We start from the raw sequence: 22,194 nt of genomic DNA, 5'->3' as shown, positions 1-22,194 counted from the left end.
ACAGGATGGACGCATGAGCAGCAGCGCCGCAGACCCCCGGGTCGCCGATCTGCGCGACCGGCTGGCGACGGCATACCAGGAGTCGGTGGAGCCGAGTGACCGCGCGCGCGCCAAGCTGGAGAGCCAGGGCAAGCTCTACGTCCGCGAGCGGATCGCGCTCCTCTTCGACGAGGGCACCTTCGTCGAGGACAGCCGGTATGCCAACGCGACCGCGGGCGGACTCCCCGCCGACGGTGTGGTCACCGGGCGCGGTGAGGTCGACGGGCGGGCGGCGATCGTCGTCGCGAACGACCCCACCGTGAAGGCCGGCTCGTGGGGCGCCCGGACGGTCGAGAAGATCATCCGCGCCACCGAGGCCGCGCTGCGCGAGGAGCTGCCGATCTTCTGGTTCGTCGACTCGGCGGGCGCGCGGATCACTGACCAGGTCGACCTCTTCCCGGGGCGGCGCGGCGCCGGGCGGATCTTCCACAACCAGGTGGCGCTGTCGGGCAAGGTCCCGCAGATCTGCTGCCTCTTCGGGCCGAGCGCGGCGGGCGGGGCCTACATCCCGAGCTTCACCGACCTCATCATCATGGTCGAGGGCAACGCGTCGATGTATCTCGGCAGCCCGCGGATGGCCGAGATGGTCGTCGGTGAGAAGGTGTCGCTGGAGGAGATGGGCGGCGCGCGCATGCACTGCACCGTCTCCGGGGTCGGCGACCTGCTCGCCGCCGACGACACCGAGGCGATCGAGCTGGCCCGCCACTTCTTCTCCTACCTCCCCGAGTCGTGGCGCGCCCCCGTCCCGGCGTACGAGGGGGAGGAGCCCGCGATCCCGCTGGAACGGCATACCGTGCCCGAGGCGGAGTCGGTGCCCTTCGACGTGCACGACGTCATCGAGGGGCTGGTCGACGACGACAGCTTCTTCGAGATCAAGCCGCTCTACGCCGCCGAGCTCGTCGTCGGGCTGGGGCGGATCGACGGGCAGACGGTCGGCATCCTGGCCAACAACTCGATGGTCAAGGGCGGCGTGCTCTTCACCGACTCGGCCGACAAGGCGGCGCGCTTCATCTGGCTGTGCGACGCCTACGGCATCCCGATCCTCTATCTCGCGGACGTCCCGGGTTTCATGATCGGCTCGGAGGTCGAGCGCGGCGGCATCATCCGGCACGGCGCCAAGATGGTGTCGGCGGTGAGCGAGGCCACGGTGCCGCAGCTGTGCATCGTGCTGCGCAAGGCCTACGGTGCCGGGCTGTATGCCATGGGCGGGCCGGGCTTCGGACCGGACGCGACCATCGCGCTCCCCACGGCGCGGATCGCGGTGATGGGCCCGGAGGCGGCGGTCAACGCGGTCTACGCCAACAAGATCGCCGAGATCGAGGACGAGGCCGAGCGGGCTGCCTTCGTCGACGCGCGCCGTGCGGAGTATCTCGAGGACGTCGACCTGGAGCGGCTCGCCTCGGACCTGGTCATCGACGCGATCACCGAGCCCGAGGACCTGCGCGAGGAGGTCGTGCACCGGCTGCGTTATGCCGCCCGTCGCGACCGGCACTTCTCGTCTCGGCACCGGAGCATCCCGCCGGTCTGAGGGGGTTCTGGCGCGTCGCGTCGCGCCGACCGGGGGACGCCGCTTTGCACTCGCGCCCCGTCAGTAACACCGGCACCAGAGTGACGGGAAACGTGGATCTGCCGGGGTGATAACCCCGGTGTCTGCCGCGTTTCCTGGCAGTTCGTGACGCGTGTGGCGCGAGGGGTATGCCGTGATAAGGGAACGTGAGGCCCCGACAGGCCGGTCGGGACGACGCGGCGGACCGGCTCAGCGAGCGTCCGAGTCCTCGGTAACGAGGTCCGCGAGCCGGTCGAGGTCTGCCGCCACCAAGGCGCAGTCCCGGTCGTACTCCTCGTCGGTGAGCTCGATCTGACGCACGGTGAAGACGACATCGCAGCCGTCGGGGTGGGCCAGGACCCGCAGGGGGTTATTCACCCTCGTGCCTGAGGGGAGGGTCACGTCGTGGTCCGCCACCCGATGGGGTTCCGGTCCACGAAGCGTACGCGCACCTCGCCCATCGGGGAGCGGGCGACGAGATCGCGCCCGGCCACTGGACGCCGCGCGTGGCCGGACGGCACCCCCGCCCGACCAGCCCTGCGAGGGGCAACTCTGTGCCGCACGACAGGCCGCCGGCGGGTGCTCCATACGCTGCTGCACGGGTGGTTTTGGCGCAACTCTGCCGTCGGCCACCGCGGGAAGCAGTCGCGTGCAAATACCTAACAAGAATGCTAAGTGTTTGCTAGCCTCAGGCCCATGAACTCCCTGGACGCCGCGGCCGGTGCGATCGCCAGCGAGCCGCGGCGCCGGGTGGTGGAGCTGCTGGCGTCGGGCCCGGCCTCGGTCAGCGACCTCGCCGACCACCTCGGGATCAGCGTGCCTGCGACGATGCGGCACCTCGACCGCCTCGACGAGGCCGGGCTGGTGCGCCGGGCGAAGTCCGGTCGGGTCGTGACGGTCACCCTGGTGCCCGGGAGTCTGGAGCCGCTGCAGGAGTGGGCCCTGCGGACCCGCCTCTTCTGGGGCAACCACCTCGACCGCTACGCCGAGCACCTGAGCACCACGAGCAGCGTCACGTGAGAGGACCACCCCCATGACCGCCACGACCATCACCATCGCCAGGAGGGTCCCCGTCGGCCCCGAGCGCGCGTTCCGCGCATGGACCGATCCGCAGGAGCTCGCCCGGTGGTGGTGGCCGCAGTGGCCGGAGACGACCTACGAGGTCGACGCCCGCGAGGGCGGCGAGGTCCGGATCTACGCCCCCGGCGTCCAGCTGGGGGTCACGGGCACCTTCACCGACTACGACCCGCCGCGCCGGTTCGTCATGACCTGGGTCTGGGTGAGCGACGGCACGCCGGCCGAGGCCGGGGGAGAGGCCGTCGTGGACATGGTCGAGGTGACCTTCGACCCGGTGGACGGCGGCACCGAGGTGACGGTGCGGCATACCTCCACCGAGCACGAGACCGACGGCGGAGCCGAGCAGGGCTGGAACGACGTGCTCGACCGGCTGCCGGGCCACCTGGGCGGCTGAGGTCGGCAGGAGGCGTGTGACGGGACCCCTGGGGTCAGTCGGCGAGGAGCGACTGCAGCTTCAGCCCGGAAAACCGGGCGAAGCCGCGATCCGCGGTCACCCACGTCGCACCCTGCTCGAGGACGAGCGCGGCGAGGTAGGCGTCTGGGACCACGTTGGCGCGGGCTCCGACCTCGCGGCACAGGTGGTCGAAGAATCCCCAATGGCGAGCTCCGGCGCTGACGCGCACGGCCGCCGGGGCAGACAGCACAGCCGTGCAGAAGTCCATCGCCGCGTCTGGTGGCGTGGGATCCCGGGAGATCCCGGGTGCGTCACGATGCGGACGAACGCAGAGAGGACGACGTCGCTCCCGCCGAAGGGTTCGGGGCCCTCCAGGGCCCCGGTCAGCCAGGCTCGGTACTCCTCCGACCGAGGGCTCTCGGGCCGGTGCGCCTGGACGAAGACGTCGACGTCAGCGAGCAGCACGGTCCCGGTCACCCAGCAGGCTGCCCATGTCGACGGCGCTCGAAAACTGGACGGTTTCGGCGGTCGAAGAGTGGACGGTCTCAGTCTAGGGATTCTTGTTCGGCTTTGATGCTGGGCAGGGTCTCGACGCCGCGGTCGCGTAGCCGGTAGGAGGCGCCTTTGAGGGTGATGACGTCGGCGTGGTGGACGATGCGGTCGATCATCGCGGCGGCGACGACCTGGTCACCGAAGACGCCTGCCCAGGAGCTGAATGGCAGGTTCGACGTCAGGATCAGCGAGGCGTGCTCGTAGCGGGATGAGACGAGTTGGAAGAACAGGTTGGCCGCGTCCTGTTCGAAGGGTAGGTAGCCGACCTCGTCGATGATGATCAGCGCGTAGCGGCGTAGCCGGGTCAGTTCGGTGGCGAGGCGGCCGCGGTCGTGGGCCTCGGTCAGGCGGGTGACCCAGTCGGTGGCGGTCGCGAACAGGACCCGGTGCCCTTGCTGGGCGGCGGCGACACCGAGGGCGGTGGCCAGGATGCTTCTATGTCTGTCAAGCGGCGCGAGAGAACTCCCGTCCGACCGCCGCTTGAGACTCGAGATGCCGGTAGATCTGGCGGGCGATCGCGCGCTTGAGGCAGCGTTTGATCTCTCGGGGTGTCTTGCCTTCCTGGGTGCGTCTGGCGGCGTAGGCCTTGGTCGGGCCGTGGTGCCGCAAGCGTGAGAGCGCGACGGTGTGCAGGGCTCGGTTGAGTTGTCTGTCGCCGGCGCGGTTCAGCCGGTGTCGTACGGTCGTGCCGCTGCTGGCCGGGATGGGGGCTGCCCCGGCGAGGGAGGCGAACGCGGCCTCGTTGCGGACCCGGCGGGCGTGGGACCAGGAGATGATGAACTGGGCCGCGGTGACCGGGCCGACGCCGGGCAGGTCCAGCAGCGAGGGGCAGATGGTCAGGACGAGCTCCTCGATGTCGCTCTCGTGCTCGGCGGCCTCGGCCTCCAGGAACAGCGCCCGGCGGGCGACGGCGCGAATGGCTCGGATCGTGGTGCGGTGCTCGACCGACTGGGCCGGTGACGTCCGCAAGCGCGAGCAGCGTTCGAGCTGCTCGTCGGTGGTGCCGCGGCGCAGTTGGTCACGCAGCGCCTGCGGGGCGTTGACGATGAGCGCCTTGAGCTGGCCGATCGCCTTGGTACGTCCCACCACGGCACCCTGCCGGGCGGTCAGCAGCACCCTCAGCGCCTCCCTGTCACCGCGGGCACGCGGGGCCGCGAGGTGCTCGCGGGAGAGGGCCTCGCGGGCGGCGCGGACGGCGTCGAGCTCGTCGCTCTTGGCGCCGTTGCGACGTGCAGGGCGCGAAGGCCGGTCGATCTCGACGACCCACTCACCGCGCTCGAGCAAGAACGTCGTTAGCCCGGAGCCGTAGCTGCCGGTGCCCTCGATCGCCCAGACCCGCGGGCCGGGCGCGTGCTTGGTGGCGAAGGCGTAGGTGCGCTTGTACCCCATGGCGTCGGTGGGGCACTGCAGGTCGTCGATGACGCCGCCTGTGGTGGCCTCGACAATCGCGGTGGTGTTGGTGTCGCGGTGGGTGTCCACGCCGATGACGTAGTCCACCTGGCCTGCGAGCATGGTTTGCACGGTGCTCTCCTTCGGGGATGGGTGCCGATGTCGGCACCGGTCTGGGTGCGATCACCGCGCGGCAGGACTGTGATGAGGCACGACATCTGTCGGCCAGGCTTCTGATCAGGCCAGCGGTCGGTGGGCCAGGCCGGTGCCGGCGACCACGACGACAAATCCAAGGCGAAGGCGCGACCCACGAAGGGGTCGGCCAATGAGTCTTTCGGGTCAGTCATGATCACCGGCACCGACTCTGGCAGACGGCCCGCGGCTAACACCCGGACCGCCCGCGACGCTCATGGCTTGAGCGCTTGACGTTGAGTCTCACAGTGGGTCTTGCCGGTGCCTGGTGGGCCGAGGAGGACGACGTTGCGGTGCTCGGCCAGGTAGGCCCCGGACGCCAGCGCCTGGACGGGGGTGCGGGCGCCGGGTTGGTGGTCGAAGTCGAAGTCGTCCAGGGTCTTGACCGTCCCGAACCCGGCCGCGCGGATCCGGAGTCGGGCGCCCGAGGCGTTCCGGGCGGCGACCTCGCGTTCCAGGACCGCGGCCAGGTAGTCCTCGTGGGTCCACCCGGCGTCGCGGGCATGGTCGGCCAGGCGGGCGGCGGCCTCGGTGATCCGGGGCGCTTTCAGCGCGGCGGCCAGGTGGGTGATCTGCTTGAGCGACTCGGTCCCGGCGGAGTTCGGTTTGCGGCTCATCGTGACTCCAGCTCGCCGGCGTCGATCCCGAACGCCTTGTCGTAGTCGGCCAGGTCCCGGACCAACTCCTCGGCCTCGGGACGAGTCCTGGGGTGCTGGTAGGCGTGCCGCAACGCCGCGGCGGCGGTGACGTGGGCGGGGTCGGTGACGGTCATGCTCCGGGCAGCGGCGCGGGTGCTCGGCCACCAGCTGGCCACCGTGCCGGACGCGGACGACGTCGAGGTCGGCGGCCACGTCGACCCGGGCGCCGATCGCGCGCGGGTGCACGGAGTAGTCATTGGTGTCGACGCGCACGTAGTAGTCCCGGCCCAGGCGCACGTGGTTGCGCCAGCCCAGGTGCAACAACGCCGGCGGCAACGGCAGCATCGCCTCGGTGTCCGCCGCGAGCAGGTCCACCGGGCGGGCCTTGATCGTGCGCACCACCCGGGCGTTCGCGCCTGTCAGCCATTCGGTGAACTGGGCGTTGAAGTCGGCCGGGGAGGCGAAGTGGCGCCCGGGCATGAAAGAGGTCTCGAAGAAGCGGTTGCGGCGTTCCACGATGCCCTTGGACTCCGGATCCCGCGGCGGCAACAGCACCACCCTCGTGGCCAGCGTCCCAGCGAACACCGCGACCGGTTCGGTCAGCTTGCCCCGCCCGATGCCGGGCTCGTTGTCCCAGATCAGCCGGCGCGGAACCCGACCCAGCTCCCTGAGCAGGTCCCACGTGCCGAGCAGCAGGTCCGGTGTCTTGCGGGTCGGGAGCATCCGGCCCACCGTGAACCTCGAGTACCCGCACGTCATGACCAGCACCGGCAACAGGGCCCGTGAGCCGTCCTCGAGCAGGATCTTGCGTGGAGGGAACCACAGGTCGCACTGCGCCACGTCCCCGGCCGTCCAGGTGAGCCGGTCGGCCGGGTCGATCGGGCGGTGGTCGGCCCGGAGCCGGTTGACGTTGTCGCGGAACCAGCGGATCGAGCCGGTCCACCCCACCCGTTCGGCCAGCACCGTCGCCGGCATGTCCGGCGTCTCCTCCAAGAGCAACCGCACCCTCGCCTCGTACGGCGTGAACGACGTCGGACCCGCTCTTCGCTCGTACTTCGGTGGCCCCTCCGAGGCGATGGCGTTGATGACCGTCGTCCTCGAGATGCCCAACCTCCTGGCGATCCTGGCCTTCGGCACACCGTCGGCGGCCAGCCTCCTGATCAGCGCCCAGTCCTCCATGGTGATCACACTCCAATCGTTGGCGGAGTGTCCACTTTTCGAGCGCCGCTACTGTCTACTTTTCAAGCGCCGCCGACAGCCCAACGCCTCCTTGTCCCCCAGATCCACGCCGGGCTGCAGGCCACTCCCACCGTAGGTCGGCAGAATCACGGGCGACGCCGTGGCTGCCCGCTCCGAGAGGAGGAGGCGCAGGCGTCGTCCACGATGTCGCCGAGAGGACGCGAGGAGGCCAGCGCACGCTGCCGCGCCTGCTGGGGGAGTGCGTCGTCGATGTTGACCGTGGTCCGCATCTGCGCATCATGACATCGAGACCACGCGGCATGATGCGTCAGCAGGTCCGGACACGGCTCGGTCGGACCCGGCAGGATGGGCTTCATGACGGACGACGACGGCTGGCCGGACGGCATACCGGCTCCGGCGCGGCGCTCGCTGGAGGCCGCGGGGTATGCGCGTTTCGCCGACCTGGCCGGTGTGCCCATGCTGGACCTCGCCGAGTTCCAGGGTGTCGGGCCGGTCACACTCACCCGCCTCGCCGACGCGCTGGAGGCGGCCGGGACGCCGTTGACCGGGGTGGAGGAGGCGCACCGGCACTGGCGCGCGCAGCAGGGTCGACCAGGGTCGGCGAAGTGGTCGGGCGGCTCGAGTCGCCGGTCCTCCGCCGCCAGGAAGAAGGAGGACGTCGGTCAGCCGGTCCACCTCGACGTCGACGGGCGCAGCGTGCGGATCTCCAGCCCGAACCGGGTCTACTTCCCGGATCACGGCTGGACCAAGCTCGACGTCGCGCGCTACTACCTCGCCGTCGGCCCCGGCATCCTGCGTGGGCTGCGCGACCGGCCGACCATGCTGCACCGCTTCCCGGACGGGCTGGCGGGGGAGAAGGTCTACCAGAAACGGCTGCCCAAGGGCGCGCCCGACTGGGTGCCCACGGTGCGGCTGCACTTCCCCCGTTTCGACCAGCACGCCGACGAGCTGGCCCCCGCCACCGTCGCCGACATCGTCTGGGCGGTGCAGATGTCCACCGTCGAGTTCCACCCGTGGAACGTCCGCTCCGCCGACGTCGACCGCCCGGACGAGTGGCGGATCGACCTGGACCCCATGCCGGAGGCGGGTTTCGAGGACGTCCGCGCCGTCGCCGAGGTATGCCGTGAGGTGCTGGCAGACCTGGGCGTCACCGGCTACCCCAAGACCTCCGGCGGTTCCGGCCTGCACGTCTACGTCCGGGTCCGCCCCGACTGGGAGTTCGCCGAGGTGCGCCGGGCGGCCTGGGGCTTCGCGAGCGAGGTCGTGCGACGGATGCCGGACAGAGCGACGGTCGAGTGGTGGCGCAAGGACCGCGACCCCCGTCACGTCTTCGTCGACTTCAACCAGAACGCGCGGGATCACACCCTGGCCTCGGCATACTCGCTGCGGGGTCTGCCCTCAGGCACGGTGTCCGCGCCGTTCACCTGGGACGAGCTTGCCGACGTCGACCCGCGGGAGCTGACGCTCGCGACGGTGCCCGCGCGGTTCGCCTCCATCGGCGACCCGCACCAGGGCATCGACGACGAGGCCTTCGGGCTGGAGACCCTGCTGGAGTGGGCGGACCGCTTCGAGCGAGAGGCCGAGTCACCTCCGGGGTAGCCGCGGCCACCTCGATGTATCTGCCTCCACGGTCGGCACTCTCCCTCGGAGACGGTCTCCGACAAGGCGGTGCGGATCATGCGTGACCTCGTCATCACGCTTCCCGGGATGATGGGCAGTTGCCTGCGACGGGACGGGGAGCCGCTCTGGGACCCCGGCCCCGGTCTCGTGACCCAGCTGCTGCGACACCGCCGGTGGGTCGCAGCCCTGGCGCTGGACCCGGCCGACGATCCCACCCGACCACTGGCTCCTGACGGCGTCGTGCCGACCGCACCCATCCGCTCCCACACGATCGTCCCTGGCCTGGTCGAGCTCGATGGCTACACCGAGCTCGACGCCGCCGTGCGTCGTGCTTTCCCCGACCTCATAGAGGGCGACCCCCTAGCCCCGGGTCAGCGCGCAGACGGTCGGGACCCGCGGCGTGCGGGCGTGCCGGACTACTACCAGTTCGCCTACGACTGGCGCCGCGATGTCCGCTCGGCGGCGATGCGGCTGCACGACCTCATCGAGATAGCCCTCCCGGCGCTGATGGCCCAGCGCAGTCCCCAGGCGAAGGTAGTGCTCATCGGTCACTCCATGGGTGGCCTGGTAGCGCGCTGCTACCTCTACGGGACGGACCTGCGCACCGGTGAACCGTTCGACGGGTGGCGCACCGTCCGCGAGGTGCTGACGTTGGGAACGCCCTATCGCGGTTCGGTCGACGCCCTGTCCTATCTCCTTTTCGGCTACCGCAAGCTCTTCGTCGACCTCACCGAGGCGGCGCGCAGCTATCCCTCCATCTATCAGCTGCTGCCGCGCTACCGGGTCGTCCAGGATCAGCGGGCGGCTGAGGCACGCTGGCTCTACCCGCACGAACTCACCGGGTATGCCGGTCTGGACCCTGACCGCGCCAGCTCCGCCTACGAGGACTTCCACGGTGACCTGGACCGGGGCCTGGAGCGCACGGACGCCGCCGGTCAGCGACTGACCTCTCCGCACATCGGGTTCGGTCACCCCACGCACAACTCGCTCGTGCTCACCGGGCACGACGTGGAGGTGAGCAGGTCGGCGCCGGACTACGTCGACCGCGTCTACGACGGCGGGGACGGCACGGTCCCGTTGCTCTCCGCCATCCCGCTGGAGCTCGACGGCGAGCGCTCCGCGCTGCGCTACACCAACCAACGTCACGGCAGTCTGCAGACCGACCGGCGCACGCTGGAGTCGGAGATCCAGCAGCGGCTCCGGCAGAGCGCCCGCGGCACCTCAAACGCGCGTGAGAGTGCTGCCATGACCACGGAAGCGCCGCCCGCGCTGAGCCTGGGCGGTCCCACCGTCTTCCTGGCGGGCGAGACGCCATACCTCGACGTGTCGGTGAGCGGTTCGAGCGGTGAGGGCGACGTCGACGTGCGCGTCCACGACCTCGTCAGAGGCACCATGACTTCGGTCGCTGCCTCGTCCGGCGGACGGCTGAACCTGCCCGGAACGCCGGGGGAGTACCGCGTCGAGGCCACGTGCGCGGGACTGCCGCTCACCTCTACCTGCTTCTACGCCGTCGTCGACGTCGAGGGGTGACTCCGTGCCCCGACACGCGCGCTGGATCTGGCGTAAGGCCGAGCCGACCTCGCTGGCGCGGTTCGTCAATGCCGCCTGCGCGGCGGACGCGACGCCCCCTGTGCGGCTGGCGGACGGGCGGACGGTCCACGACGCCGTCGTCGCGGGTGACCGGCGGGACGTGATCGAGGCCCTCTATGCCGCGTTGACCGAGCTCGGGATCGACTATGACATCGAGAGATACACCGCCGACGGGGAGCACAGCCAGGTCGTCCGGAGTCCGCCGGAGATCGTGGACCGGAAGCGGGCCACTTGCCTCGACCTCGCGCTGCTCTGCTCCGGGCTCGCCCTGGACCTGACCCTGCGGCCGATCCTCGTGGTGCTCGAGGGTCATGCGCTGATCGCCGTCGTCAACAGCGAGTTCAGCCTCGACGTGGGTCCCTCGACGACAGCGGACTCTCTCCTGGGCTGGATCGACCAGGGCTACCTCATACCCCTGGAGTGCACGGGAGCCGCACAGGGGACTGGACTCCCGTTGTCCTTCGAGGTCGCGGTCGAACGGGGGCGGACGGCGATCGCTGAGCGCCCGCTGCTCTTCGCCGTCGACCCCTACCGGCTGCAGCGGGACCACGGTCTGCGGCCCGCCTCGTGCGAGGCTCTCGACCGGCGGTGGATGCTGGCGGTGGCTGGAGCGCTGACGATGGGCGCCGCCGGGGTGGGGTGGTGGCTGCTGCCGCACGGTCCGCCCGTCTTCCCCACCGGCGTCGATGCCGTCGTGGTGCCAGAGATCGAGGGGGCGCCCGGTGCGGCGGCCTGGCTCGCCGACAGCCTCGCCCGTGCTTCGGACAGCGGCACGACCTTCGTCGACGTCGAAGCCTGCGAAGCGATCAGCCGGATGGAGTTCGTCGGCCCCGACCTGGCGGGGCGCCTCGACCTGGACGACCCCACCAACCCCGCGAACGTCGACGCCGTGCTGACGGGGACCGCGAACACGTCTGGTCAGGCCACCGGGTCGACCTTCGTCGAGGTGGCGATCGAGCCCACGTCGGCCCGACTCGCGGAGGGGGAGAGCCCGACGCTGCTCGCGCTCGGGTCTTCCCCGGCCCCGGTCGACCTGCAGCGGGACGCCCTTCTCATCTTCCCCGAGTTGCGGGTGCTCCCGGCTGTGCTGTCGGGGAGCCGACTGCTGGAAGGTGGCTCGGACCAGGACCTCGCAGTGGCGGAGTGTCTCTTCGCGCTCGCCGACGACCGGCTCGCGGACGACCCGACACCACGGGTGCAGCGCTATCGCGCCTCTGTCCACGTCCTGGCCGCGAACGGTCTGATCCTGCGAGCCTCCTCCGCTGTCGAGGAGGACGAGGCGAGTCTGCTGGACCGGGCGAGGCGGGAACTCGAGACCGCCGAGTCGCTGCTGGACAGCGAGGCCGACCTGGCCGTGGTGCGAGCCAACGGCATGGCGATCGGCGTCATGGGCGCCATCAGCGACTCCGGGACGTTGCGGGAAGACGTCACCCAGGAGGAGGTGGACGAGCTGGTGACCAGGGCGGACGAGGCCGCGGTCGACGTGGAGGGCGTCTCCGACGCCGCTCATGTGGCGATGCGGTCGGCTGTGGGGAGACTGCACCTCGCGGCATACCGTCGAGATGACGACACCGCGCAGATCGGCGCCGCGCTGGAGGCCACCGCTGCGGCACTGCCCGCTGCGGACCGCCTGGTTGGCGCGGGCGGCCAGCCGCAGGTCGCGGAGCTGCACGAGATCAGAGGTCTGGCGCACCTGGCACGCGGCGATCTGGACGAGGCGGTCTCGGATTTCGACGAGGCCGCCGAGGGATCGGTCGGGGAACAGCGCTACGTCAACCATGTCCAGGGAGCGACGGCGCGGGTCGCGCGATGCGCGGAGGGCGATGCGGAACGGGTGTCCGCCGTGATCGAGGAGACTCGGACCTACCTCGCCGCCAGCACCAGTGACGCCCTGAGGGAGCACGTGGACGGGTTGGCTGAACTGGCCGCAGCGCGGTGCCCGAGCTGAACTGCTGTGCCGACTCAGCAGTACAGGTCCAGGTTCAACTCGACCCCGCCCACCAGGTATGACGTCTCGCCCTCGCGCGGGAAGGTCCGCGTGACGATCGCCTCCCCGTCCGTGCACAGTCCTGAGACGCGACCGACCAGGGTGTAGGGAGGCTGCGCCATGCCCTGGAGCGTCGCCTCGGCCTGAGTAACGGTCATCCCGACGAGGTCGGGCATGGGGGGACACGGGATCGAGGCGAAGAGGGTCGGTGTCTCGTCGAGAAGCCCGTTCGGCACCGGACTCTGTCCGGTCACCACATCAGCGCCCTCGCTGCATTCGAGGACGAAGTTCGGCTCGGCCGGGGTCAGACCTGCGTCCCGGGCGGCGGCCTGGAGGAGCGTGACCCCATCTCGCCAGGTCTGCCCGATGACCAGTGGCGCTGCGAGGCAATGGCTGAGCGGGCGGAACGCGGACAGGAGGTCGGCCGTGTTCGCGGCCTCGTGCCAAGGGATCTCGTCCGAGAAACTGACGATGCGCAGGTCCGGATCAATCGGCCACGGTCGGCTCGGTTCGGCGCCGACGGACTTGCAGGTCGGGGTGTCGATGTTCACCTGCGACGTGTCGCCCCCGGTGACGGAGACGGTCCACGCGCCGGCGGGACGGGCGCTCGGAAGCACCAGGTAGATCGTGGCCACGTGCCGCTCGGTGCCGTCGGCTGCGGCTCGGACATAGCTGTGGCCGACGGGCCGTAAGGATGAGCCGTCGGACACGGTCAGGCCTCGAGGCATCGTCCCCTCCTGGCCGTATCCCAAACTGCGATCGGACCCGATCTCGGAGAGGGACACGAAGGTGCCGGCCCCCCACGAGACCCCCGTCGGGTCGGTCACCGTGATCGTAGAACCGTCGACCAGGTCGCGCGTGGTCAGACAAACGGTCCAGACGTCGTGCCCGTCGGCGAGCATCAGTGAACGGTTGGCCGCTCGCAGGCCCTCCTGACCGGCGACGTCATCGGTGTCCAGGAGGCACTGGGACCTCCCGTCGTAGGTCGCAGCGTCCAGACGACCGAAGGCCAGGTCGAGCACCTCATCGGCGCTGTCGGAGAGAACCGCATCCGACACCTCCTCCGCTTCGTCGTCACCCTGCACGTCGTCGCCGCCTGAGGGGTCGTCGCCCTCGGGGGAGGACTCTTGCGCAGAGTCGTCCTCTCCCGATGAGGGCTTCTCCGACGTGTCGTCTCCTTCTGACGAGACATTCCCCTCGGCGTTCTCCCCCGCGCTGTCGGTGAGGCCTGTGTCCTCGGCATCGCCGCACCCCGCGAGTGCCACGATGATGGCGCTTGCCACCAGGTGTCGTCGCATGGCACACCTCCTAACCCTGAGGAGGACGCAAGACGCTGTCAGATACGTTGTGGGTGCTCATGTGCGGGCCGGTGTTCCTCCGCCAGCAAGGCGTAGGCGACCCCGTCTCGCCAGGTTCCGTCCCGGTGCAGGGAGTCCTTGACATGCAGAGCCTCCTGCCGCATGCCGACTTTGGCCATGATGCGCAGCGACGCGACGTTGTCGGCGAAGGCACCGGCGGTCACGCGCCGCACACCCAGCTCGAAGGCGCTGTCGACGAGCGCGCGGACGGCCTCCGTGGCATACCCGTGGCCTTGGTGCGCGGGCGCGAAGACCCAGCCCAGCTCCGCCTGCGTCCTGGCGGCCCGCTCGCGCACCTCGGCCTGGCTCCACGCGTCCTCGAAGGCCAGCATGAGGTCGCCGATGATCTGGCCGTCGAGCTCGACCACGAGAGTGCCGGCGGTCTGCTCGGCGAAGCGCCGCGCATGCGCCTCGCGGTCACTCACCTGCGCGGTGATCCACCGGGCCACCTCGGGAAGCGACCGGTAGGCGTAGACCGCCGCCGCATCCTCGGCCACGGCGGGACGCAGCAGCAGCCGCTCGGTATACCGCGGCCAGGTGAGGTCGTTCAGCGAGCGGGTGCTCACAGGTGCTCGGCCCACCAGTCCAGGATGTGCTCGAAGCGCTGCAGCCGGTGGCGCGGCTGGCCGGAGCGGGACAGCTCGTGCCCCTCGCCGGGGAAGATGAGCAGCTTGGTCGGCACGCCGTTCTTCGTGAGCCTCGCGTAGAGCCGCTGCGCCTGCTCCAGCGGACAGCGGAAGTCGCGCTCGGAGTGGATGACGAAGGTCGGCGTCGTGATGTTGTCGGCCCAGGTCAGCGGCGACTGCTCGTGCTGGTAGGCCCCGGCGTACTCGTCGGCGAAGAACCAGCCGATGTCGCTCGTCCCGGCGAAGGAGTCCCAGGCGTTGACCGCGCGCTCGCTGATCGCCGCGGTGAAACGGTCGGTGTGCCCGACCAGCCAGGTCGTCATCAGCCCACCGTAGGAGCCGCCCATGACGCCCACCCGCGAGTCGTCCAGACCCGGCAGCGTCAGCGCGTGGTCGAGCAGCGCGGTGAGGTCGGCCACGTCGACGGTGCCGATCGCTTCCTTGACCGCCCGCCCGTGCGCGGCGCCGTAGCCGGTGCCGCCACGAGGGTTACCCATGACGACGGCATACCCGGCGCCGGCGAGCACCTGCGCCTCGTCGAAGAGGTTGCCGGAGTACTGCGCGTAGGGACCGCCGTGGATGAGCAGGATCACCGGGTGGCCCGCCTTGCGCCGGGGCTTGGTGGTGGGGCGGAACAGCCAGCCGTGCACCGGGTAGCCGTCGCCCGATGTCGCGTCGAGCTCCTCGGGCTCGAGGGGGGCGGCCGTGTCGGTGAGGTGGCGGGCGAAGTCGGTGCGCCGGGTCAGCGGCTCGCCCTCCCGCCCGACGAACAGCTCGGAGTATGCCGTCCGTGTCCCGGCGACGGCGACCACCAGGTCGCCGCCGGTCGCCAGGTGCGTCACCGAGACGTGGCCGTCGAGAAGCGTTGTGCCAGAGGGGAGTTCACGGACGACGGTGTCGCCGCGGTGCTCCAGAGCGGCGAGGACGGTGCCGGAGGACGTGATGACCGGCGGACATGCCAGGTGGTCGGTCTCGGCGTCGGTCAGGGCGACCCCGGGCCCGTCCAGGCGGCGGAGCACGGCGTTGCGCGCGACGAAGTCCTGCTTCGACGGACCGAGCGGGTTGGCGCCGTAGATCGCGGTGCCGTCCCGCCCGACCGTGATGCTGCCGACCGATCCGGTGCCGTCGGTGTGCCGCCGAAATCCCTTGCCCTGCAGGCTGATCGAGCAGACGTCGTGAACGAGGGTGTCGGGCACCCACGTGCCGCGCCGGTCCCGGGAGGCGATGAACGCGACGCGGGTGCCGCCGTGTATGAAGACCGGCGAGGTGTCGTCGCCCGCGCCGCGGGTGAGCTGCGTGCTCGTCGGCAGGTCCTCGGCGTCCTCACCGTCCGGCTCCGGAAGGTCAGCCAGGTCGAGCAGGAAGAGCTGGCTCGGGCGGTCCAGGACGTAGCCGAGCCCGTCCGCGAGGTAGGTGCTGTGCTCGATGAGCCGCGGCGCCTCCTGGTCGGGCTTGATCGACTCGTCCGTGCCGTACCGACCCTCCTCGGGGACGCGGGCGGCATACACGATCTGAGTGCCGTCCGGCGACCACGAGAACGAGCTGACCCCGAGCGGCTGGTCGGTCAGGGGTCGGGCGTCGCCGCCGTCGGCCGGCATCACGTGCAGCTGCGCAGGCCCGTCCTCGCCCCCGCGCAGGAGGCCCAGCATCGAGCCGTCGGGGGAGTAGGCGGGGGACGAGTCGCGGGTGGAGCGGGTCAGCCGCTGTGGCTCGGCGCCGTCCTCGGTGGTGTCCAGGCGCCACAGATCGGTGCGGTAGCGGTTGTCGTCGACATCGGGCCTGCTCAGCACGAAGACCACGTCGGAGCCGTCCGGGCGGACGGTGGGGGAGGACAGCGTGCGGATCTTCGTCAGGTCTGCGGGCTTCACCCGCGCGAGCCTACGCCGGTGCCGTCAGCGCGTCGGAGGAGACGGTCCCGCGAGAGTCGTCACCGTGCCCGAGTCTCACGGGACCCTCCGCACAGGCCTGCGTCAGCGGTGCTCCCAGATCGCCCAGGCCGTGATGTCGCCGGAGCCGGGTGTGCGAGAGACCTCCTGCCAGCGGCGGCGGTCAACCTCCGGGAAACGCGTGGCGCCCTCGGGCTCGAGGTCGACCTCGGTAAGCACCAGCCGGTGGGCGTGCTCGATGGTCTGGGCGTAGATCTGGCCACCACCCGCGACGAAGACCTCACGGTCCCCGGCCATGAGCAGAGCCTCCGACAGGGAGTGCGCGACCTCTGCCCCCGGCGCCGACCAGTCGCGCTGCCGTGTCACCACGATCGTCCGACGCCCGGGTAGGGCCCGCCCGATGGAGTCCCAGGTGCCGCGCCCCATGAGCAGCACGCCGCCCATCGTGGTGTCCTTGAAGAAGCGCAGGTCCTCGGGGAGGTGCCACGGCATCGCGCTGCCGTCGCCGATGACCCCGTTGCGCCCGACGGCCGCGATGAGCGTGAGCCGCTGCGCGAAGCCGTGCGTGAGCAGGGTCGCACGCCGACCTGCGGCCAGCGCCTCCAGCGCCAGCCGCTCGTGCGGCACGACGCGGTCGGGCAGGTCGTCCAGGGGCCACCACTGCACATGCGCGGCCCGGTGGGGCTCGGCGACGCGCGGCTCGCCCACCCACCGGTCGGTGGCGACGAAGACGTCGACCCGTTGCTCGAAAGGGTCTGGCAGCGCGATGGTCCGGTGCACCGTCGCGACGTGCTCGAGGTCGTCCTCGACCAGCTCGACACCGATCTCCTCGGCGGCCTCGCGGACCCCGGCGCGCCAGAAGCTCTCGCCCGGCTCGACATGGCCTGCGGCCCCGCAGGCCCACCAGCCGTCCATGTAGGGCGTGCCCCGGCGCAGCTGCAGCAGCACCTCGGTCCCCGAGGGTCCCTGACGACGCAGCACGACGTAGGTCGCGGGCACGAGCGCACCCGGACGGGACCGACGTGCCGCCTCGTCGCGGGGTGCACCCTGCCCCGCGTCCGCCACCGACGACGGGGTCGACGGCTGCGTCATACCGCGATCGGCGCTGTGATCGTCGGCGCGGCGACGTAGTCGCGCACCTCGACGTCCTCCAGCTCGAAACGGTCGATCTCGCGCACCTCCGGGTTGAGCCACAGCGTCGGCAGCGGTCCAGGGCTTCGGGTCAGCTGCTCGGCCGCCTGGTCGAGGTGGTTGAGGTAGAGGTGCGCATCGCCGAGCGTGTGCACGAAGTCCTTGGCCCGCAGGTCGGTGACCTGGGCGACCATGTGGGTCAGCAGGGCATACGACGCGATGTTGAAGGGCACCCCGAGGAAGGTGTCGGCGCTGCGTTGGTAGAGCTGGCAGGACAGCCACCCGCGCTGATCCGCATCGTCCTCGGCCGCGGGCGCGACGTAGAACTGGAAGAGCGTGTGGCACGGCGGCAGGGCCATCTGGTCGACGTCCGCGACGTTCCACGCGGAGACGATGTGCCGCCGCGAGTCCGGGCTGCTGCGCAGCCCGGACATCAGCCGCTGGATCTGGTCGATCGTCCCGCCGTCCGGGGTCGGCCAGGAGCGCCACTGGTGGCCGTAGACCGGGCCCAGGTCGCCCTGCTCGTCGGCCCACTCGTCCCAGATCGTGATCCGGCGCTCCTGCAGCCAGCGCACGTTGGTGTCGCCGCGCAGGAACCACAGGAGCTCACCGATGATCGAGCGCAGGTGCAGCTTCTTCGTCGTCAGCGCAGGAAACCCCTCGGTCAGGTCGAAGCGCATCTGGTGCCCGAAGACCGACAGCGTCCCCGTGCCGGTGCGGTCCCCCTTGCGCACCCCCTCGGTGCGGATCCGCTCCAGGAGATCGAGGTATGCCTGCATGCCGCACAGCGTAGCCGCGGCCACCGACACGGGTGGTCGGCGGAAGAGCGTGGGTCAGCAGGAGTCCGTGTCAGCCGGCCGACACCAGCGCGACGCAGAGCAGGCACAGCGCCAGGCCGACCGCCTGGCCGGCCTGCATCCGCTCCCGCAGCAGCAGCGCCGCCAGGAGCACCGTGACTGCTGGATAGAGGGCGGTCAGCACGGCGGCGACCGTCATCAAGCCCGTCTGGGTGGCGAGCAGGAAGCACAGCGCGGCGACCGTCGCCATGGCCCCGGCGACCACCCCTCCGCCGACCTCGAGGGGGGTGCGAGGTCGCCAGCTGTCGCCCAGCAGCGAGGCGGTCACCATCACGCTCACCAGCGCCACCGACTGCGTCACCGCGAGCGGCCAGTACCCGGCCACCTCGGGCACCTGCCCGATGGCGGCGAAGAGCAGCCCGAAGCCCATCCCGGCCAGCACGCCGTCGACCAGCCCGTCGGCCAGCCGACCCGGCGCCTCGGGGCCGGTCGGCTCGCGGCTCACCAGCCAGATCCCCGGCAGCGCCGCCGCGATGCCTACCCAGACGAGCGCACCAGGGCGCTCGCCGGTCAGCAGCGCGACGGCCACCGGCAGCACGGCAGCGCCGACGCCCGACACCGGCGCGACCACCCCCATCCGCCCCGCGGCGAGCCCGCGGTAGAGGAAGGCGCCGCCCAGCCCGCTGCCGATCCCGGCCAGGCCGCCCCAGGCCAGGTCAGCGGCGGCAGGTTCCCCGGGACGGCCGAGGGCGATGAGCACCGCTCCCGCCATGCCCCCGACCGCGCACATGACGGCCACCGGCCACGGCGACGTCCGGCGCGAGGCCACGCCGCCGATGAAGTCGGACAGGCCGTAGGCCACGGCGGCGGCGAGCGCGAGCGCGACACCCATGCAGAGGTCTCCTTGGTGCAGTCGGGGAGACCCATCCTCCCCCGTTACGCTGTCGTCCATGAGCCACCCCCACCCTGAGCTGACCGCGCCCCCGCCCCTCCCGGACGGGGGCGTCCGCGTCATCCCTCTCGGGGGTCTGGGCGAGGTCGGCCGCAACATGGCGGTCATCGAGCACCGGGGCAAGCTGCTGGTCGTCGACTGCGGCGTGCTCTTCCCCGAGGAGCACCACCCCGGTGTCGATCTCATCCTCCCGGACTTCAGCCCGATCGAGGACCGGCTCGATGACATCGTCGCCGTCGTCCTCACCCACGGCCACGAGGACCACATCGGCGCGGTGCCCTACCTGCTGCGCCTCAAGCCGGACCTCCCACTCATCGGCTCCCAGCTGACCCTGGCCCTCATCGAGGCCAAGCTCAAGGAGCACAAGATCACCCCGATCACGCTCGGCGTGAAAGAGGGCGACCGCGAGCAGCTCGGCCCGTTCGAGTGCGAGTTCGTCGCGGTCAACCACTCGATCCCGGACGCCCTGGCGGTCTTCATCCGCACCTCCGGCGGCACGATCCTGCACACCGGCGACTTCAAGATGGACCAGCTCCCGCTGGACGGCCGGATCACCGACCTGCGCGCCTTCGCCCGGCTGGGGGAGGAAGGGGTCGACCTGTTCATGACCGACTCCACCAACGCCCACGTCCCCGGCTTCACCACGCCCGAGCGGCAGATCACCCCCGCCATCGAGCGGGTCTTCCACAACGCCGAGCGTCGGATCATCGTCGCCTGCTTCTCCTCGCACGTGCATCGCGTGCAGCAGGTGCTCGACGCGGCCGAGGAGTCGGGCCGCAAGGTCGCCATGGTCGGTCGGTCGATGCTGCGCAACATGGGCATCGCGACCGACATGGGCTACCTGCGGGTGCCCGACGGGGTGCTCGTCGACCTCGGCAAGCTGACCCAGCTGCCCGACGACCAGCAGGTGCTCATCTGCACCGGCTCCCAGGGCGAGCCGATGGCGGCACTGTCGCGGATGGCCAACGGCGACCACAAGATCGACGTCGGCGAGGGCGACACCGTCCTGCTCGCCTCCTCCCTCATCCCGGGCAACGAGAACGCCGTCTACCGCGTCATCAACGGCCTCACCCGGTTGGGTGCCACGGTCGTCTCCAAGGAGAACGCCCTGGTCCACGTCTCCGGCCACGCCAGCGCCGGCGAGCTGCTCTACTGCTACAACATCGTCCGGCCCCGCAACGTCATGCCGGTCCACGGCGAGTGGCGGCACATGGTCGCCAACGGCGACCTCGCCGTCCAGACCGGGGTCCCGCGGGACCACGTCGTCATCGCCGAGGACGGCGTGGTCGTCGACCTCGTCGACGGGAAAGCGCGGATCGCGGGCGCGGTGGACTGCGGCTACGTCTACGTCGACGGCTCGCTGGTCGGCGCCGCCGACGAGACCATGCTCAAGGACCGCCGGATCCTGCGGGACGAGGGCTTCGTGACCATCATCATGGTCCGGGACGCCTCCTCCGGCGCGATCGCCGCCGGCCCGGAGATCCAGACCCGCGGCTTCGCCGAGGGGCAGGACGTCTTCGAGCGGGTCCGCCCGCGGCTGGAAGAGGCGCTGCGCGAGGCCCAGCGCAACGGCGTCCACGACGCCTACCAGCTGCAGCAGGTGATCCGGCGCACCGTCGGCTCCTTCCTCGGGGGCAAGCTGCGCCGGCGGCCGATGATCATCCCCATCGTCATCGACGCCTGACCCGCCCAGGAGGTATGCCCGCGCGCCGCCCCTGGCGCGAGCTCGCCCCGGGCCTGGGCTGGTGCTGGTGGGCGGCGGCCGCGCTCCTGACCGCCCTGCGCTGGGTCGACCTCCCCGGACCGGTGCCGGTGCTCCAGTCCGGCCTGGTGCTGGTGGGGCTCTCGCTGCTGCTCCTCGCCGCGCTGAGCGCCCTCACCCACGCCCGGGCGCTGCTGCTCCTCACCCTCGCCCTGGGCGGCGTGCACGTGGCGCTCGCCGTCCCGTGGCTGGTCGGGTCAAGGGTCCCTGCCGGTGCGGACGACGTCGTCGTCGCCGCCGCAAACCTCGAGTTCGGGCAGGGGTCGGTCGAGGACCTCGCGGCGCTGGTGGAGGCGCAGGACGTCGACGTGCTGGTCCTGCTCGAGGCGACCCCGGCGACGCTCGAGGACCTGGCCGGGTCCCCGCTCGCGACGGCGCTGCAGCACCGCAGCGGGGCGCCACGTCACGACGCGGGCGGGACCCTGGTGCTCAGCCGTCGACCGCACGAGGCGGTGCCGGTCACGGGTGGTTTCGGCTTCGACCAGGTCGTGGTGACCACGACCACGCCGGCCGGCGAGGCCATGCATGTCGTCGGCACTCATACGGTGCCGCCCACCGCGGCACCCGCGACGCTGTGGCGCGCCGAGCTGACGCAGCTGGGCGACATGGTCGCGCAGGTGCCCGCCGGCCCGGTCGTCGTGGCCGGTGACCTCAACGCCTCGACCGGGCACCCCGGGCTGCGGGCGCTGATGGCCGTCGCCGACCTGCGCGACGCGCACCGCGATGCCGGCCGTGGGTGGGTGCGGACCTGGCCGCAGGAGTCGATGCTCCCGGCGTTCGTGCACATCGACCACGTGCTGGTGCGGGACCTGGACGTGGTCGACGCCGGCGCGTGGGAGGTCACCGGCAGCGACCACCTCGCGGTGTGGGCCCGGCTCTCGCCCTGAGGTCTTCCGGTCGAGCGGTCCGGGCGCTCAGTCCTCGATCCGGCCCTGGGTCCGCCGCGCCCGGATCCGGGCCGCCTCGGCGTCGATCTCCTCCTCGGTGGGCTCGCGGTCGGTGACCAGCGTGGCCCCGTGGATGGCGACTCCGAGGCCCCATCCGAGCATCGGCCAGACCGGCCAGAAGTAGGAGCCCCACCCCCCGGTGAGGAGCCAGATGAGCACCAGCAGGGTCATCACCAGCCAGTAGACGGCCAAGTGCGTCCGGAACTCGCGCCGGGCCTGCAGCCGCTTGCGCGCGCGCTGGCGGTCGGCGGCGTCCGGCTGCGTCGCGGGCTGCGGCGACGGCGGCCGGTAGTCCGGCAGCGGGGGCGGGCTGGCCGACGGGTCCTCGGTCATGTGCCCCAGCCTAGCCCGGGCCCCGGGGTGCAGCATCGAGAGGATCTCCCGGGGCGTGCGGTTGCCGACGTTGTCGACGACCACGTCGAAGCGAGCGCCGCCGGCGCACCCACCGCCCGGTGCCTCGCCGAAGACGGTATCACCCACCGCGAGCGTCGTGACGTCCGGGCCGGCCGGT

At 71.2% G+C, this 22,194-nt stretch carries 19 protein-coding genes and 3 pseudogenes; 8 read left to right on the top strand and 14 right to left on the bottom strand.

From position 1 onward, the window contains the following. Window positions 1-13 precede the first annotated feature (13 nt). The gene (locus tag AC5PYY_RS15290) at window positions 14-1,567 is read left to right on the top strand and encodes an acyl-CoA carboxylase subunit beta (protein WP_493897637.1); all 1,554 of its coding nucleotides are present in this window, start codon (window positions 14-16) and stop codon (window positions 1,565-1,567) included. Between the two features lie 228 nt (window positions 1,568-1,795). On the opposite strand, the gene AC5PYY_RS15285 is transcribed toward AC5PYY_RS15290, so the two are convergent. Continuing rightward, a complete protein-coding gene (locus AC5PYY_RS15285) occupies window positions 1,796-1,963 on the bottom strand; it encodes a hypothetical protein (RefSeq protein WP_493897636.1) in 168 nt (55 codons plus the stop codon). Window positions 1,964-2,281: 318 nt separating this feature from the next. Here AC5PYY_RS15285 and AC5PYY_RS15280 point away from each other — a divergent pair, with 318 nt between their 5' ends. Together AC5PYY_RS15280 and AC5PYY_RS15275 are read left to right on the top strand one after the other, a co-directional pair. Next, complete coding sequence (locus AC5PYY_RS15280; protein WP_493897635.1) at window positions 2,282-2,605, top strand: ArsR/SmtB family transcription factor; 324 nt, start codon at window positions 2,282-2,284, stop codon at window positions 2,603-2,605. Between the two features lie 13 nt (window positions 2,606-2,618). Next, window positions 2,619-3,056 carry an SRPBCC family protein gene (locus AC5PYY_RS15275; RefSeq protein ID WP_493897634.1) on the top strand — a complete coding sequence of 146 codons (438 nt, stop codon included), beginning with the start codon at window positions 2,619-2,621 and terminating at the stop codon, window positions 3,054-3,056. Between the two features lie 34 nt (window positions 3,057-3,090). On the opposite strand, the gene AC5PYY_RS15270 is transcribed toward AC5PYY_RS15275, so the two are convergent. The 6 genes and pseudogenes from AC5PYY_RS15270 to AC5PYY_RS15245 all read right to left on the bottom strand — a co-directional run bounded on the left by AC5PYY_RS15270 (window position 3,091) and on the right by AC5PYY_RS15245 (window position 7,296). Then, complete coding sequence (locus tag AC5PYY_RS15270; RefSeq protein WP_493899395.1) at window positions 3,091-3,357, bottom strand: TA system VapC family ribonuclease toxin; 267 nt, start codon at window positions 3,355-3,357, stop codon at window positions 3,091-3,093. 244 nt (window positions 3,358-3,601) lie between these two features. After that, window positions 3,602-4,039, bottom strand: a pseudogene (locus AC5PYY_RS15265) (ATP-binding protein); the annotation flags it as partial. Between the two features lie 13 nt (window positions 4,040-4,052). Continuing rightward, on the bottom strand, window positions 4,053-5,120 hold the full coding sequence (locus AC5PYY_RS15260) for an IS110 family RNA-guided transposase (RefSeq protein WP_493897633.1): 1,068 nt from the start codon (window positions 5,118-5,120) through the stop codon (window positions 4,053-4,055). 308 nt (window positions 5,121-5,428) lie between these two features. After that, window positions 5,429-5,806: pseudogene (locus tag AC5PYY_RS15255) on the bottom strand (ATP-binding protein); the annotation flags it as partial. Further along, a pseudogene (gene istA, locus AC5PYY_RS15250) lies at window positions 5,803-7,015 on the bottom strand (IS21 family transposase). The pseudogenes AC5PYY_RS15255 and istA, both read right to left, overlap by 4 nt. Window positions 7,016-7,152: 137 nt before the next feature. Then, window positions 7,153-7,296 carry a hypothetical protein gene (locus AC5PYY_RS15245; protein WP_493897632.1) on the bottom strand — a complete coding sequence of 48 codons (144 nt, stop codon included), beginning with the start codon at window positions 7,294-7,296 and terminating at the stop codon, window positions 7,153-7,155. Between the two features lie 85 nt (window positions 7,297-7,381). Here AC5PYY_RS15245 and ligD point away from each other — a divergent pair, with 85 nt between their 5' ends. From ligD to AC5PYY_RS15230, 3 genes are all read left to right on the top strand, one after another. After that, entirely contained in the window at window positions 7,382-8,626 is a 1,245-nt protein-coding gene (ligD, locus tag AC5PYY_RS15240) for a non-homologous end-joining DNA ligase (RefSeq protein ID WP_493897631.1), read from the top strand. 78 nt (window positions 8,627-8,704) lie between these two features. Then, window positions 8,705-10,177, top strand: a complete 1,473-nt coding sequence (locus AC5PYY_RS15235; protein WP_493897630.1) for a lipase family alpha/beta hydrolase — start codon at window positions 8,705-8,707, stop codon at window positions 10,175-10,177. 4 nt (window positions 10,178-10,181) lie between these two features. Beyond that, on the top strand, window positions 10,182-12,185 hold the full coding sequence (locus AC5PYY_RS15230) for a hypothetical protein (RefSeq protein WP_493897629.1): 2,004 nt from the start codon (window positions 10,182-10,184) through the stop codon (window positions 12,183-12,185). A gap of 14 nt (window positions 12,186-12,199) precedes the next feature. Here the strand turns inward: AC5PYY_RS15230 and AC5PYY_RS15225 are convergent, their stop codons facing one another. From AC5PYY_RS15225 to AC5PYY_RS15200, 6 genes are all read right to left on the bottom strand, one after another. Beyond that, window positions 12,200-13,522: a hypothetical protein gene (locus AC5PYY_RS15225; RefSeq protein ID WP_493897628.1), complete on the bottom strand. Its 1,323-nt coding sequence runs from the start codon at window positions 13,520-13,522 to the stop codon at window positions 12,200-12,202. 38 nt (window positions 13,523-13,560) lie between these two features. Further along, window positions 13,561-14,163, bottom strand: coding sequence for a GNAT family N-acetyltransferase (locus AC5PYY_RS15220; protein ID WP_493897627.1), 603 nt, complete (start codon window positions 14,161-14,163; stop codon window positions 13,561-13,563). Then, window positions 14,145-16,076: an alpha/beta hydrolase family protein gene (locus AC5PYY_RS15215; RefSeq protein WP_493897626.1), complete on the bottom strand. Its 1,932-nt coding sequence runs from the start codon at window positions 16,074-16,076 to the stop codon at window positions 14,145-14,147. The genes AC5PYY_RS15220 and AC5PYY_RS15215 overlap by 19 nt, the downstream gene beginning before the upstream one ends. Before the next feature lie 102 nt (window positions 16,077-16,178). Next, window positions 16,179-17,186, bottom strand: coding sequence for a dihydrofolate reductase (locus AC5PYY_RS15210; RefSeq protein ID WP_493897625.1), 1,008 nt, complete (start codon window positions 17,184-17,186; stop codon window positions 16,179-16,181). Beyond that, window positions 17,183-18,004 carry a thymidylate synthase gene (locus AC5PYY_RS15205; protein ID WP_493897624.1) on the bottom strand — a complete coding sequence of 274 codons (822 nt, stop codon included), beginning with the start codon at window positions 18,002-18,004 and terminating at the stop codon, window positions 17,183-17,185. Before AC5PYY_RS15205 ends, AC5PYY_RS15210 begins: the two co-directional genes overlap by 4 nt. Before the next feature lie 70 nt (window positions 18,005-18,074). Beyond that, window positions 18,075-18,914: an EamA family transporter gene (locus tag AC5PYY_RS15200; protein WP_493897623.1), complete on the bottom strand. Its 840-nt coding sequence runs from the start codon at window positions 18,912-18,914 to the stop codon at window positions 18,075-18,077. A 58-nt stretch (window positions 18,915-18,972) separates the two neighbouring features. Between AC5PYY_RS15200 and AC5PYY_RS15195 the strand changes: the two genes are divergently transcribed. Both AC5PYY_RS15195 and AC5PYY_RS15190 read left to right on the top strand, forming a co-directional pair. Continuing rightward, the gene (locus AC5PYY_RS15195; RefSeq protein ID WP_493897622.1) at window positions 18,973-20,658 is read left to right on the top strand and encodes a ribonuclease J; all 1,686 of its coding nucleotides are present in this window, start codon (window positions 18,973-18,975) and stop codon (window positions 20,656-20,658) included. A 14-nt stretch (window positions 20,659-20,672) separates the two neighbouring features. Further along, entirely contained in the window at window positions 20,673-21,623 is a 951-nt protein-coding gene (locus tag AC5PYY_RS15190; protein ID WP_493897621.1) for an endonuclease/exonuclease/phosphatase family protein, read from the top strand. A gap of 27 nt (window positions 21,624-21,650) precedes the next feature. Here AC5PYY_RS15190 and AC5PYY_RS15185 read toward each other — a convergent pair whose 3' ends face one another. After that, on the bottom strand, window positions 21,651-22,163 hold the full coding sequence (locus AC5PYY_RS15185; protein WP_493897620.1) for a 2TM domain-containing protein: 513 nt from the start codon (window positions 22,161-22,163) through the stop codon (window positions 21,651-21,653). Window positions 22,164-22,194: the final 31 nt, after the last annotated feature.

This window comes from Serinicoccus sp. JS2-9 (genome assembly GCF_059025165.1).
The sequence above is the reverse complement of the archived record's forward strand: the minus strand, read 5'-3'. Positions and strand labels throughout refer to the sequence as shown.